This window comes from Candidatus Neomarinimicrobiota bacterium (genome assembly GCA_021734025.1).
Taxonomy (GTDB): domain Bacteria; phylum Fidelibacterota; class JAANXI01; order JAANXI01; family JAANXI01; genus JAANXI01.
In genome coordinates this window covers 1-13,377 of record JAIPJS010000014.1, presented here as the reverse complement: position 1 = coordinate 13,377, position 13,377 = coordinate 1, and the positions used below count along the sequence as shown (strand labels likewise).

13 protein-coding genes are annotated in these 13,377 nt (G+C 49.3%); 1 reads left to right on the top strand and 12 read right to left on the bottom strand.

From position 1 onward, the window contains the following. Positions 1–13: 13 nt before the first annotated feature. The 12 genes from K9N57_13380 to K9N57_13325 all read right to left on the bottom strand — a co-directional run bounded on the left by K9N57_13380 (position 14) and on the right by K9N57_13325 (position 11,070). Positions 14–724: a hypothetical protein gene (locus K9N57_13380; GenBank protein MCF7805173.1), complete on the bottom strand. Its 711-nt coding sequence runs from the start codon at positions 722–724 to the stop codon at positions 14–16. Position 725: 1 nt separating this feature from the next. Next, entirely contained in the window at positions 726–1,328 is a 603-nt protein-coding gene (locus K9N57_13375) for a hypothetical protein (protein MCF7805172.1), read from the bottom strand. Then, positions 1,325–2,881 carry an apolipoprotein N-acyltransferase gene (gene lnt, locus K9N57_13370; GenBank protein MCF7805171.1) on the bottom strand — a complete coding sequence of 519 codons (1,557 nt, stop codon included), beginning with the start codon at positions 2,879–2,881 and terminating at the stop codon, positions 1,325–1,327. The genes K9N57_13375 and lnt overlap by 4 nt, the downstream gene beginning before the upstream one ends. 8 nt (positions 2,882–2,889) lie before the next feature. After that, complete coding sequence (gene ruvX / locus K9N57_13365) at positions 2,890–3,318, bottom strand: Holliday junction resolvase RuvX (GenBank protein ID MCF7805170.1); 429 nt, start codon at positions 3,316–3,318, stop codon at positions 2,890–2,892. A 73-nt stretch (positions 3,319–3,391) separates the two neighbouring features. Next, a complete protein-coding gene (locus K9N57_13360) occupies positions 3,392–3,727 on the bottom strand; it encodes an integration host factor subunit beta (protein ID MCF7805169.1) in 336 nt (111 codons plus the stop codon). 94 nt (positions 3,728–3,821) lie between these two features. Further along, positions 3,822–5,933, bottom strand: a complete 2,112-nt coding sequence (locus K9N57_13355; protein ID MCF7805168.1) for a bifunctional (p)ppGpp synthetase/guanosine-3',5'-bis(diphosphate) 3'-pyrophosphohydrolase — start codon at positions 5,931–5,933, stop codon at positions 3,822–3,824. A gap of 98 nt (positions 5,934–6,031) precedes the next feature. Beyond that, positions 6,032–7,414 (bottom strand): replicative DNA helicase, encoded by a 1,383-nt coding sequence (dnaB, locus tag K9N57_13350; protein MCF7805167.1) that lies wholly within the window; start codon positions 7,412–7,414, stop codon positions 6,032–6,034. Between the two features lie 81 nt (positions 7,415–7,495). Next, entirely contained in the window at positions 7,496–8,203 is a 708-nt protein-coding gene (locus tag K9N57_13345) for a uracil-DNA glycosylase (protein MCF7805166.1), read from the bottom strand. Further along, positions 8,200–9,309: a phosphopantothenoylcysteine decarboxylase gene (locus K9N57_13340; protein ID MCF7805165.1), complete on the bottom strand. Its 1,110-nt coding sequence runs from the start codon at positions 9,307–9,309 to the stop codon at positions 8,200–8,202. Before K9N57_13340 ends, K9N57_13345 begins: the two co-directional genes overlap by 4 nt. After that, positions 9,272–9,613, bottom strand: coding sequence for a DNA-directed RNA polymerase subunit omega (locus K9N57_13335; GenBank protein MCF7805164.1), 342 nt, complete (start codon positions 9,611–9,613; stop codon positions 9,272–9,274). The genes K9N57_13340 and K9N57_13335 overlap by 38 nt, the downstream gene beginning before the upstream one ends. Continuing rightward, entirely contained in the window at positions 9,603–10,202 is a 600-nt protein-coding gene (gene gmk / locus K9N57_13330) for a guanylate kinase (GenBank protein MCF7805163.1), read from the bottom strand. Before gmk ends, K9N57_13335 begins: the two co-directional genes overlap by 11 nt. Further along, the gene (locus tag K9N57_13325; GenBank protein MCF7805162.1) at positions 10,192–11,070 is read right to left on the bottom strand and encodes a YicC family protein; all 879 of its coding nucleotides are present in this window, start codon (positions 11,068–11,070) and stop codon (positions 10,192–10,194) included. The genes gmk and K9N57_13325 overlap by 11 nt, the downstream gene beginning before the upstream one ends. A 333-nt stretch (positions 11,071–11,403) precedes the next feature. On the opposite strand from K9N57_13325, the gene K9N57_13320 reads away from it, so the two are divergent. Then, on the top strand, positions 11,404–13,059 hold the full coding sequence (locus K9N57_13320; protein MCF7805161.1) for an NFACT family protein: 1,656 nt from the start codon (positions 11,404–11,406) through the stop codon (positions 13,057–13,059). Positions 13,060–13,377 lie beyond the last annotated feature (318 nt).

The window sequence follows — 13,377 nt, the reverse complement described above, 5'->3', positions numbered from 1 at the left end:
GTTAAATAAGAATTTACTGCAGCGGAACCGAAATGCTATACGACATTGACTCACCGTCGGATAGAAATCTGGTGTTGTACAAGTAAGTAACATCCAGGGCACTAGCTAGATGGTTGAATACAATAGCACCGATGACAAACGTGGCATACTGTTCGGACTTCCGGCTGTCGATTCGCATGGTATCATAACGATATCGGGCGTTAAACGATTCCCAGTTCCATTGATATTCCGACGTGTTCGGGTACACGCGATCCGGCTCGCGATCCCGAAGCTGCACCTCGTTGTACTCCCGAATATTGTCGTAACCCGCGATGTCAATCCAGTACTGTCCATCTTTACCGGCTGGATTTACGGATGCCTTGTGCGTCGCGTAGCTTTTAAAATCTTGCTCCCGCCAATTGCCATATGCGGTAAATCCTATGAACCCAAGCCAGAGCGCCGTCTCCGTCGAGGAAAATATGGCACCCCGGTTTTCTACCCCAAGAAGCCGCTCTCCCCACCCGGGCAAAATCAACGAGGCAAACACGGCTTTTTTCTTTGAGACAGGAGCATCCATTCTTTCCAACTCCGGTTGCTGCTGTTGGAACTGTACGCGCTCTCCGGGCTGAAGATATTTAAACCCAATTGTTGAGATCTCTTGGTCTGTATGAATGACACTTTGTGCAGAGACAGTCCCCTGAAACAGTAAGAGAAGTCCAGCCACGATCAGTACAAATTTTTGCATATTATCCTCGCATTGAATAGAAAAGATAAATAATTACACCGCTGGTAATTGCCAGTAAAATAGTCCGAATTTCCGGATGGTCCCGGCGATTGGGGTAGACTACGGGGTACCTCATTCTGGTTTGCTCCGTTACCCATATTCCGGCATCGTCTGCGACATCAAAATCTTCCGAAATTTCAACAGGTTCTGTCCCCAATACTTTTCCGGTTGTATCTGCTATCAATATCTCTCCGGTGAATTCCAGTGTTCCGGAGATGCTGTTCCCGGCGAAAATCCCCGGGCGATCTTCCGAGTGCAATAACATCCGATAAATATCTACACGCAGTGCCGCCTGATATGTTCCGGTTTGTGAAATGAGGTAGACTGAACGGCCGGTACGAGTGAACGATTTCCGCCAGGCATCCACCATTGGTTCCCGGTATGCATCCGTGATATTTCCTTTTACGACCGGATACACGTCTGCTTCACCAGGGATCGAATCCGTTACCAATTCAGATTCACGGATTATCAGATCCAACGCGTCCAATAATACCTGGTCAGGGTTTGGTTGCGCAGCCAATGTCAGTGGCACAGCCAGTACAATTATGTAAATTATTCGACTCATTGTTTGGCGAACCCCCAGCCGATTCCGCCAATCGCTATCAGAGTAATGATGATGCTGAAGACATCGCCGAATTTGGCATAGAATGTCGGCCGTAAATTTGTTTCCAGGGTTCCGGTAAGTGTGCCTTGAGAGTTCAGAGGCAGAGATTGCCGTACCCGTCCCCAGCCATCGATCAACATAGAGATCCCCGTATTTGCAGATCGGGCGATTGGAGTCCGGTATTCCACGGCACGCATTTTTGCCCATTCAGCATGCTGATACGGACCGGACGTATTGCCAAACCATGCGTCATTAGTAATGATCGCCTGCCATTCGGCCCCGCCTTGCCGGAACCGACGGAGCAATTCCGGAAAACTCGAATCGTAGCAGATGGCCACGCTGAATTTGGTACGCACGGGCTCGTTCAGGTTGAATACCGTATATTTTTCACCGGGAGTATAATTTCCCTGTCCCAGATCGAGCTTATAGAAAAACCCAAAAATCCTCTGATACGGAACATACTCCGCAAACGGGACCAGTTTCACCTTTCGGTAGGTTTGTAAATTCTCCGAACCCTGCTCAATTAAAACAGCCGCATTATAAATGCTGCCGTCGTCCCCCTGCGTCACTGAATCAGGCGGCCTCCAGTCCGGCGTACCTGTCAAAAGTGGGATACCAGTAGAGTTCACCTTTTTGCGGAGTTTGGTGAGATATCCGTACCTGTTATATCTGAGATAAGAAGGCGTTGCCGTCTCAGGCCAGATTGCAATATCGGGCTCCTGCGCTGTTACTACGCTGGTCAATGAATCCAACAGGGCGTAATTCTCCCGTCGAAACTGGCTGCTCCACTTTTGGTTTGGATCAACGTTTGGTTGGAGCACACTAACTTTGACGGGCTTAGATTCTTCTGTGACTCCTGGTAATACCCGTAAGATAACTGTCCCATATCCCAGCGGAATCAAATAAATGGCAAACGCGACGATCGCCCATTTCCAGGTTGGTTTACCAACATCTTTGGCCATCAAATATCGGATAATAACAACATTTAACAGCACGACCCAGAAACTGACACCGTACATTCCGGTAATGCCGGCCATCTGGATCGCCGGGAGATAATCCGTTTGTGACAGGCTCAGACTCACCCACGGCATGACCAGCGTTCCGAATGATCGGAGGAATTCAACTGCGACCCACAGCACCGGCGCCCACCAAAGTCCGCCGGAAACCTCTTTGCGTTTTATCCATCCCAGTGCCCAGCCAAATAAACCGAAATTCAGCGCCATAAACGCCACCGCCATAATTGCGGACAATATTGCCGCCCAGGGAAAGGTGCCACTATTGGCCCCAATCCAATAAATCATACCTCCGGTATAGACGAGTCCGGCAATGTAGCCCAGCCGAAACCCGTGTTCGCCGTCAGTCTGTTCTAATGCGTAAAAGAAGGGAATTAATCCTATATAGCCCAAAAATCCAAGCGGTAGCGGAGGAAAACTAAGGGTGAGAATTACCCCGGCGAACAACGCTTTCGCTGTCGGAGTTTGCCACCATGGCAGGTCTGAGGTTTGCAAAATCACAGGAATCTTTACTCCCCGCCCGTACTATCCAAATAATACCGCAGAAGATGTGCGGCAGCCATTGAATCAACTTTGTCTTTGTTGTGCCCCGTTTTTACACCCATTTCAATTAGGGTGGACTTGGCGTCTTCGCTGGTGTATCGCTCATCCAGGGTTGTGATCGGAATGCCGGTCTCCGTCCTGAGCCATTCTACAAATTCCCGGACTTCTTTGGTAGTGTCGCTTTCGCCGCCGTCCAGGGTAAACGGCATGCCTATGACTATCCTGGCGATCTCCTTCTCTGCAAAAATATCCTCCAGTGAAGTAAGCAGCGTCTCCCGATCCTTATACCGTATTGTGGTCAGCGGGGATGCAGTAATCTGCAGTGGATCGGTGATCGCGATCCCGATTTTCCGGGTACCGTAATCAAGGGCTAGAATTCTTCCGGGGAGACTCATGCAAAACAGGAAAGCCGTGCGCTAATTTCGCTAGGGCTTCCGAAATGACTCCATTCAGGTTGAATTGTGACGTTTATTCCGGTGAGCCTGGATTGTCCCATTCATCGAGCGGTTTTTTCAATACCTCTCGAAGCAGTTTCCCCGGTTTAAAATGGGTTTTCTTCCGGGGAGGCACATAAATTTCCTCATTGGTTCGGGGATTTCGGGCCTTTGGCTTGGCCTTAGTCGGCTTTACCTCGAATACTCCAAAATTCCTGATTTCAATGCGGACCCGGTCCCGGTCCTCGCTCATCATCTCACGGAGGGTATCAAAAAAGCCATCGACAAGTTTCTCTGTCAGATAAATTTTTTCGTCCACCGCTTCGGCTGTGCGTCGGGCAACGTCCTTCTTCGTGTAAGTTACGGACATAATCTGTCTCCTTAATACTGGCTCATTCTCAATGCTGCGAAAAAATAGATTACTAATTGGGGTAAATCAAGGATATTATTAAATTTAGCCGGGATTAGTCTCGCTCCACACTAATCAGGTTTTCCACAGAACGCAACTTGTTCATGACCCGATTTAATTGACGGAGATGCTCCACTTCCACCACCATAATACAGGTAATGAGCGCCCCTTCCACTTTCAAGTCAACCGAAATGATATTCGTCTCAAATTCAGAAAGTGCTTCGGTGACGTTACGCAGAAACCCTTTTTGCTCTTCTGCTAGCAGTTTCAACCGGACCATAAAATCCTGATCCTTGGCCACATCCCAATCGACCTCAATCTTGCGATCCTCGTCTTTGAGCAACGCAGGGATATTTTTACAGTCACTGCGGTGAATTGACACGCCACGTCCCCGGGTAACGAAGCCAATAATTGGATCGCCGGGAATCGGGCTGCAGCAATTGCTGAACTTAATCATCATATTGCTGATGCCCTGCACCTTGACGCCTTTGGCTTTTTTCCGTGCCAGGGAGAAAAATTTCTCCTTCCCGTCGGTCTCCTCAGCCTCTTTGACCTCCTGTTCCGGCGTCAACTCCTGGACCAAATCCTTCACAGTGGCCTCACCGTTTCCGACAGCGGCAAACAGTTTGTCTTCCTTATCATAGCCGAATTTTTCGTGAGAATCTCTCACGTCCTTGAAGGTAACTTCCGTATCCAGGCGCTGAATCTCCTTTTCCAGGATTTCCTTCCCAAGCTTGACGCTTTCCTCGAACTGATTCCGACGAATCCACCGTTTGATGGCAGAGATAGCCTTGGTGGTTTTCACGAATTTCAGCCAGGAATAGCTGGGGCTCTGGGTATCACTGGTAATAATTTCGACGGTGTCGCCACTTTTGATCTCGGAATTCAGCGGTACGATCTTACCGTTAAGTTTGGCACCGATGCAGTGGAGTCCGACTTCGGTATGGACCTCGAATGCGAAGTCGACCGGTGTCGATCCTTTGGGTAGCTGAATTAAATCCCCCTTGGGTGTAAAGATGAAGATCTCGTCCTTGAACAGATCAATCTTCAGCGTGTTCATAAACTCTTTAGGGCTGTCCGAGTCGTTTTGCAAAATGTCGACCAGGTCCCGTAGCCACTTGACCTGCTTATCAACTTCCTCGTCGGAGTCGTCTTCCCCCTCCTTATAGCGCCAGTGCGCAGCCACACCCTCTTCGGCCGTCTTGTTCATTTCATGAGTACGGATCTGGATCTCAACCATCTTGCCGTCCGGTCCGATGACCGTGGTATGGATGGACTGATAGCCGTTAATTTTCGGCGTGGCGATAAAATCTTTGAACCGGTCCTGTACCGGTGTGAAGAGCTGATGAATAATACCGAGGACAGTATAGCACTCTTCAACCCGATCCACGACAATCCGGATGGCGAGGAGATCATAAATTTCATCCAGCGGCTTGTTCCGCCGTTTCATCTTGCCGTAGATGCTGTAAAAGTGTTTGGGGCGTCCGATGATTTTTGTATTGATGGAATACTGCTTTAGCTGTTCCCTGATCGGCTCTGCAAATCGTTCGATGTATTTTTCGCGCTCTTTTCGCTTTTCTGCGATCCCCTTCTGGATCTTGTAGTAGGCATCCCGGTCAAGGGTTTTCAGCACCAGGTCTTCCATCTCCCACTTCACCTTCGCTATACCGAGGCGGTGGGCCAGCGGTGCATACACATCTCTGGTTTCAATAGCTATCCGGCGCTGCTTGATGGGCGGTAAATATTCAAGCGTCCGCATGTTGTGTAACCGGTCTGCAAACTTAATGATGATGACCCGAATATCCTCGGCAACCGAGAGTAGCATCTTGCGGAAATTCCCGGCCTGCTTTTCCTGGCGACTCTTAAACTTGATATCGCCTAATTTGGTCACCCCGTCCACAAGCGTTGCGACGTCATCATCGAATTTTTCCCGTACATCCTCAACAGATACCCCCGTATCCTCGACCACGTCATGCAAAAGACTGGCCATAATCGTGGTAATATCCATGTGCAGGTCGGCCAGGATCTTTGCCACTTCCACACAGTGATCGAAGTACGGATCCCCGGATTTGCGCAGCTGCCCTTCATGAGATTCTTTTCCGAACTGATAGGCTTCCCACAGTTTATCTGCGGTATACTGCCCGTTGCCGTGATACGACTCAACCATCTCCAGTAATTCGATGAATTGATCGTCGTACTTGGAATCGTACCCGTTTTCCGATTCATTGGTGACTATTCTGCGTAATAATCCAACTTTACTCATATCTAAAAGGCCTGGTTTGCATATTGCTTATCTTCATAGCGGGCCTCGTCCTCAAATTTTGCGTAATCTTTAATAAATGTCATATGGACAGTTCCAACCGGCCCGTTTCGCTGTTTTCCAACGATGATTTCCGCTTTGCCCTCTACTTCGGCAAGCTCCGGATCGTCCTCCCGAAGGTAGTGCTCTTTCCGATAGACGAACATAACCACATCCGCATCCTGCTCGATGGCGCCGGACTCCCGCAAGTCGGACAGCATTGGCCGCTTATCCCCGCCACGGGACTCAACGGCTCGAGACAACTGGGATAGCGCCACCACCGGCACATCGATCTCCTTGGCCAGCGCCTTGAGCGCCCGGGATATCTCAGAAATCTCCTGCTGACGGCTTTCTGCCGCTTTTGGTCCACGCATCAGCTGCATATAATCCACCACAATCATACCGACGTCATGTTCTGTCTTTAGACGTCTGGCCTTGGCCCGAAGTTCCAGGATCGGCAGAGACGGCGTATCATCGATAAAGATCGGCGCATCTGCCAATTTCCCCACTACGCGGGATAAATTGCTGTACAAGGCCTTCGGCAGGCGTCCGGTTCTCAGCAGGTGTGAGCTCACACGCGCCTCGCTGCAAAGTAACCGCATCGCCAGCTGATAATTGGCCATCTCCAGGCTAAAGATTCCTACCGGCACCCCTTCGTCTAGGGCCACATTCCGGGCGATATTTAGCGCAAAAGCTGTTTTTCCCATGGATGGGCGTCCCGCAATAATGATAAGATCCGCCGGCTGGAATCCCGAAGTCATATCGTCCAGATCCGAATATCCGGTAGCCACACCGGTCACGCCGCCCTGCATCTCATGGAACGACTCGATAGTCTCCATGGTCTTGGTCATTATCGGCTCGATGGGTTGGAATCCCCCCTTGAGCCGACGATCAGAAAGCCGAAAGATTGCATTTTCAGTGCGATCAAGAAGCTCGTTGATATCGTCAGACTGCTCGTAGGCCTGGGTAATGGTCTCCGTGGCCACATTGATGAGTTGACGATAGGTAGATTTTTCCAGGACGATCTTGGCGTAATATTCCATGTTGGCCGCGGACGGAATCTCCAGCAGTTTACTTAACTCGTATGCCCCGCCAATGTCCTCCAGAGCATCCCGGTTGGCCAGCTCCTCAGCCACCGTAAGCTGATCGATCGGTTCGCTTTTTTCGAACAGGTAGCTCATCACCCGGAAAATCTTGCGGTGTCCCTCCCGGTAAAAGTTATGCTCGTCTAACAGTTCAAGTCCCCGGCTGACTGCCTCCGGCTCCAGCATCATTGCTCCGAGGACTGCCCGTTCTGCTTCCAGCGATTGTGGTGGAACGCGACCTTGTGATGATTGGGAATCTGCCATAATTATGTTATAAAACCATCCAGAATTGGTGAGTTCAAAATTGCTAGCTTTTTAATATAACGATCCGAACAGAACTATCAATCAGGATAAATATTTCTCCTGAATTTTTTGGAAATCTTCCCATGCCGGGCGCTTCAGATTCTGGTTTCTCAGCAACGCAGCGGGGTGGTAAGTCACAATCAAGTCTGTCCCGTGATAATCCCAGGTTTTGCCGCGCAGATCCCGCAACGAGGAAGACTTCCGCAGCAGGGTATTGCCGGCCACTTTGCCCAGGGCGATGATAACCCGGGGTTCCACCAACCGGATTTGCTCTACCAGATACGGTTCACATTCCTCAATCTCTTCGGCTTTCGGATCCCGGTTTTCCGGCGGTCGGCACTTGAGGACGTTGCCGATAAAAACATTCTCCCGTTTCAAATCGATGGCAGCGAGAATTTTATCAAGGAGTTTCCCTGCCTTTCCGACGAACGGTTCCCCCTGCTGATCCTCGTAATACCCGGGGGCTTCGCCGATAAACATCAGGTCCGCGTTTCGATCCCCTGTGCCGAAGACGAATTTAGTCCGGCTTTCTCCCAGCGGACACCTCTTACAATTGTGAATTAGTTGTTTATAATCCGCCAATCGTCCCGAGGCCGGCGGCTCATATGGCGGAATTTCCGGATTATAGTCTTCTCCAGATCCTCGCTCCGCAACTTGCCCCGGCGTTCCGAACGGCCTGATGTAAAAATCCTCCGGGAAGAGCTCGGCCTGCTGTTTCAGATATTCGCTGTAGTTATTAACCTCGTTCATGGGGTAGTGATGTCCCTCCGGACAAAATCAAGGAGTTCACGGGCCAGGGCCTCTTTACTCTGCATGGGAAATTCGACGATATTCCCATCTTTGGGGATAATGGTTGCCCTGTTCGTGTCGTGTTGAAAGGCTGCTCCGGGCTCTCTGGGATTATTTACCACAATCGCATCCAGGGATTTTCTGTTTAGCTTTTCTCTGGAATTTTCGATGTCATTTTCAGTTTCCACGCTAAAGCCGGCCAGATATTGCCCGGTTTTTTGCTTCGCCAAAGTCCCCAGAACATCAACCGCTTCACGACATTCGACGGTCATACTCCCCTGTTTCTTTATCTTGTGCTCCACTGCATCCGCCGGGACCAAATCCTCGACCGCTGCGGCAGCAAAAAACGCATCGGAATCGTCAAAATATTCCCGGCAGGCGTCAAGCATTTCATCCGCGGTACGTATATCGATGCGATTGACATTATACGGTGTTTCGAGGGCCGTCGGACCAGTCACGAGAGTCACAATCGCCCCTCTGAGTGCCGCCTGACGGGCGAGAGCAAAGCCCATTTTTCCGCTGCTGCGATTGGTGATAAACCGCACCGGATCGATATCTTCTTCTGTTGGACCGGCTGTCACCAGCACCCTTTTTCCGTTCCACGAATTATCCGCAGGAAGATGTTGAGCCAGAGCTTCGATTGTATGATCCCAGGTCCCGATAAACTGAATGCCAGCCTCGGCTGCATTCTTATTTGTTACCAAAATGTGCGGATGTGTGCCCTCACTGCTTTCCTGATTAAAAAGATTTGTGAGAGTTTGCTCTTCTGAAAAATCTATCCAGACTGTAGCATCCGCTTCGGGAGCATGTTGAGTAAAATGTTCCTGTTGAACTGGAGAAAGAGAAAATTCTGAAACGGCTCCGAATCGCTCGAAACTGTGCGAAGTAAAAAGACGCAGTGTTGAGTCGGCTACCAGGCAATGCAGCGTGATGCCGGAAAATGTTGAGAGGGTATCCAGCAGGTCGAATGAGACATGTACGGAAATATCGCCGGCTATGACAAGACTCACCGACCTGCCAGCAAACCAGCTACTCGGAATCTTCTCCGTTTTCTTTGAGCTCGCCATCTTCAATCTCTTCGGTCTCTTCGTATTGCTCACCCTTGTACCGGAACGTCAGATCCCCTGTCAACATCTCGCGAATGGCGAACGTGGTTGCCTTTTCGATGCCGTCAAAGTCCACATCTTCCAGGTCTTCCCGGTCCAGGCCTATTTCTTCGTCTTCCGTATCCTCCATAAAGGCCGGGAGTTCCATCTTGGCCAACCGTTCGGCATTCACCTGTCGGGCGCGCTTCGCCATGATGATGATTGCCTCGAAGGTATCCGTTGTCTGATCTTCCAGATCCCGGAATGAAATTGTTTCAACTGCCATTGATTGCTTCCTCCATTATTGCTGATCGTCTGTTTTCTATTGATTGTTCAGCTTCGTCCACTGTGGTCATCAATTGATCGTTAACGATTTCCACGTCGAATTGTTTACCATATTCTATTTCCAATGATATCCGATGCATTCGTCGCTTAAAACTTTCTTCCGTCTCCGTTCCGCGGCTGATGAGCCGCTCCTTAAGCGTACGCATACTCGGTGGCTGTAAAAAAATTGTCAGGCATTGGTCACCGTACTCCGATTTGAGTGTAGAGGCACCCTTCACGTCAATATCGTTCAGGAGGACTTCGCCGTTGTCCAAAGCCTCCTGTACCGCCGCATACAGTGTTCCGTACATCTGCCCGTGAACCCGCTCGTATTCGGCAAACTCCCCATTATTTACTTTCTTGTTGAACTCCTCTTCAGATAAAAAATAGTAGTCCACGCCGTCTTGTTCGCCATCTCTGGGATCCCGGGTAGTTCCGGATACGGAAAACCGATAATCACCATGTCGCTCGATCAGCTTCCTGCAGACGGTGGTTTTACCACCACCGGACGGTGATGCAATGCATACAAGGAGCCCGGCCTTATTCGACATTCTGTACCTGTTCCCGGAGCTTTTCCACCTCGTTTTTGCAGTCCACAACGGTATGCGAAATCACGGAATTATTCGCCTTTGCTCCCATGGTATTAACTTCCCGGTTCATCTCCTGGAGCAGAAAATTCAGTTTTTTTCCGACACTTCCCTTAACATCGAGTAATTCTTTGAACTGCTTCACATGGCTACTGAATCGCACCGTTTCCTCGGTAATATCTACCTTGTCTGCAATGTAGGCAATTTCCTGGGCCAGGCGGTCTTCGTTTACCGGCACCGAATCCAGTAATTCATCAATACGGGTTTCCAGAGACTCCTTGGCTAACTGGCTATTATCCTGAGATTCAGCCATAATTTGTTCCATCGCTTCCTCAAGCCAGTTCAGCCGGTTCAGCATATCATCATGGAGCGATTCCCCTTCCTTGCGCCGCATTTCCTGAAGATCTTCCAGAGCGCCATTCAGGACACTCAAAACATTTTCCAGCACCTCGGACTCATCCGGAAGAGTCTGCTCATAACTAATGAGATCCGGAATATTCAGGTAATCGCTCACACTCGGTTTATCGTCGAGGTCCAGTTCTTCCCGAATATCTTGTATCAGTCGGTTGTAGCTGTTCAGGAGATCCTTGTTGATAGTCAATTGGGTGAGTTTATCCTCGGTCCCGTTCAGCGTAACCTTGACAGAAACCTGCCCTCGTTCAAAGTACTCCTGGATCCGCTTTTTTACCTTATTCTCGTATACCGCAATTTCGTCAGGCACCCGAAGATTAGTATCCAGATACCGGCTATTGACAGATCGGACTTCCACCGAAATCGAATACGACTCAAATTCCTGTTCATTCCGACCGTAGCCGGTCATGCTATAAACCACAATACACTCCTTTTTCCTTTAGCGGATTAAAATACAATCAGGGCCAGTGTAAGTCAACTTCCGTCTAACCGATGTTGTATGCCTCGGAGGCCACCATCCACTTTGGATTTCAGTAACCTGTTCGTAACATAGGGACTGATATAAGGAATTAAGGAGAACGGAGAAGGCAGGAGGGAACTGATAAAACAAAAAAATGATAAGCGGAGCGAGGAATCTTCACTATTTCATCCTCCGTATTCCTTTCTCCCTTCTCCGGGGAACGACAATGTACAACATCAAAGATTTCTGTAACTATAACACTCAAACACAGTAACACTTCAACACTGGCTTTACATGCATAACCACTGGTTTACTTTAAATAGTTATTGGACGGCTCAAGCTGACCGGATAACCGGCGCCAAAATTTCTCAGGCGTTCACCTATGAGAAAAATCAATGCAGCTTTATCCTGTTGAAGGACCGGGACCAATACAGGGTGGATTATTCCGGAATTGCCGAACTTCCTTATCTGGTAGTCAAAGACCAACTCAATATCCCCAGGAGAAAGGTAGGGCTATTCGAGTCCATGGGGGCCAGAACTATCGAGAATATTTCCATGATCCCTGCCGACAGAATTTTAAAATGGGAACTCGATGATGGTTCATTGCTGTGCTTCGAATTTTTTGGTGGCTCACCCAATATTTACCACGTCGATGAAAATCGAACGATCCTGGATTCCTTCAAAGATGTCGAGAACACAATCCTTGCGGAATTTCGGGATTTTTCCGGAATTCCGTACCCGCTGCCGGGCGACTTCCATGAGGACTTTGAGAGCAGCTTATCAGGTATGCAGGAAAAATCCATAAAAAATGCGCTAACTGAAGTCCTCCCGCACTGGACCGCCGATCTTGCCAGAGAGACTGTTCACAGAGCCTCTCTCTCACTGCAGATGCAGGTAAAAGATATTCCGGAAGAGAACATAGGAAACCTGTCCAGGGCTGTGGTGCAGATGCTCCGGGAGGTGGAACAGAAAAAGGCTTTCATATCCAGATTACCGGAACCACAGTTCAGTCCGCTGGAACTAAAACACCAGACGGAAACCGAGTGGGATATGGAGACGCCGATCAGTGAGGGCTATCCCCGGTATATTGGCGTGTACTATCGGGGGAAAAAATATCGCGATCTGCACAGGCGACTCAGGACATCGCTTGGGAATAAAATTGAACGTCTCCAGCGACGCATCGAAAAACAGAAGGGTGATCTGGACGACTGGAAGTCTGCTGAAGTCTACCGGAAATACGGAGACTTACTTATGGCAAATATGCACCAGATCGAGAGGGGCCAACAATCGGTCACGCTGGACGATATTATCGGAGATGCGGGACAGGTGACCATCGATCTCCAGCCAGATATCTCCGTGGTCGAAAATGCTCAGGCTTACTACGAAAAAGCTAAAAAGACGAGTCGTGGTCGGGAGGCACTTCAGAAACAGATTGCCCAGACCGAAAAAGAGTTGGCCACACTCAATGATTTGTACGATAGACTGGAACAAGCCGAATCCTTGAGCATGATTGATGAAATCGCTGACGAGTTAGCTGGCTACGGAATCTCGACTTCTCAGCAACAGACTCAGGAAACAAGCGAGCGAAAACCGTACACTGAATATACCTCGCCCGACGGCTGGCGTATCCTGGTCGGGAGGAAATCCCGGGATAACGACGAATTGACCTTCCACATCGCTCACAAAGAGGATTTCTGGTTTCATGCAGAGAATGTCCCCGGATCACATGTCATTGCAATTTCGGATAACAAGCGTGTGGATAGCCCACCAAAACCTACCATTGAATACGCTGCCGGACTGGCGGCCGGTCACAGTCAGGCGCAGCACTCCGGATTAGTGCCGGTAGTATATACGAAACGAAAATACGTCACCAAACCCAGAGACGCAGGCCCCGGATTAGTGCGATACGAGTTTGAAGAATCGGTGATGGTGGAGCCGAGAAAGTCTTAAATACCGTGTTAAAGTGTTAATGTGTTATAGTGTTACCGTTGGTGCTTCTTAATTATAGTCTCCCTCGTAATCTAAATAGAGTTTGTTCAAGAGGAGAAGGGGAAAATGTTTGTGGTACGTTGTTGGTTGTATGTTGGGTTGTGAGATTGCTATAAAAGGTAGATGGTAATCGAAAATGTGGGAGTGTAAAATAAACTGTGTAAACCTCACGGAAAACTGTAATATTATTGAACGAGTGAGGTGACCGATGGTCTTTAATCCAGAGCAGTTACAAACGATGTTGCAGGAGTGGGATATCCAAACCCCGGAGGAATTGCA

Coding starts and splice junctions, on each gene's coding strand:
- K9N57_13380 (MCF7805173.1), bottom strand. CDS start 724: ATGCAAAAATTTGTACTGATCGTGGCTGGACTTCTCTTACTGTTTCAG.
- K9N57_13375 (MCF7805172.1), bottom strand. CDS start 1,328: ATGAGTCGAATAATTTACATAATTGTACTGGCTGTGCCACTGACATTG.
- ruvX (MCF7805170.1), bottom strand. CDS start 3,318: ATGAGTCTCCCCGGAAGAATTCTAGCCCTTGATTACGGTACCCGGAAA.
- K9N57_13360 (MCF7805169.1), bottom strand. CDS start 3,727: ATGTCCGTAACTTACACGAAGAAGGACGTTGCCCGACGCACAGCCGAA.
- K9N57_13355 (MCF7805168.1), bottom strand. CDS start 5,933: ATGGTTGAGTCGTATCACGGCAACGGGCAGTATACCGCAGATAAACTG.
- dnaB (MCF7805167.1), bottom strand. CDS start 7,414: ATGGCAGATTCCCAATCATCACAAGGTCGCGTTCCACCACAATCGCTG.
- K9N57_13345 (MCF7805166.1), bottom strand. CDS start 8,203: ATGAACGAGGTTAATAACTACAGCGAATATCTGAAACAGCAGGCCGAG.
- K9N57_13340 (MCF7805165.1), bottom strand. CDS start 9,309: ATGGCGAGCTCAAAGAAAACGGAGAAGATTCCGAGTAGCTGGTTTGCT.
- K9N57_13335 (MCF7805164.1), bottom strand. CDS start 9,613: ATGGCAGTTGAAACAATTTCATTCCGGGATCTGGAAGATCAGACAACG.
- gmk (MCF7805163.1), bottom strand. CDS start 10,202: ATGTCGAATAAGGCCGGGCTCCTTGTATGCATTGCATCACCGTCCGGT.
- K9N57_13320 (MCF7805161.1), top strand. CDS start 11,404: ATGCATAACCACTGGTTTACTTTAAATAGTTATTGGACGGCTCAAGCT.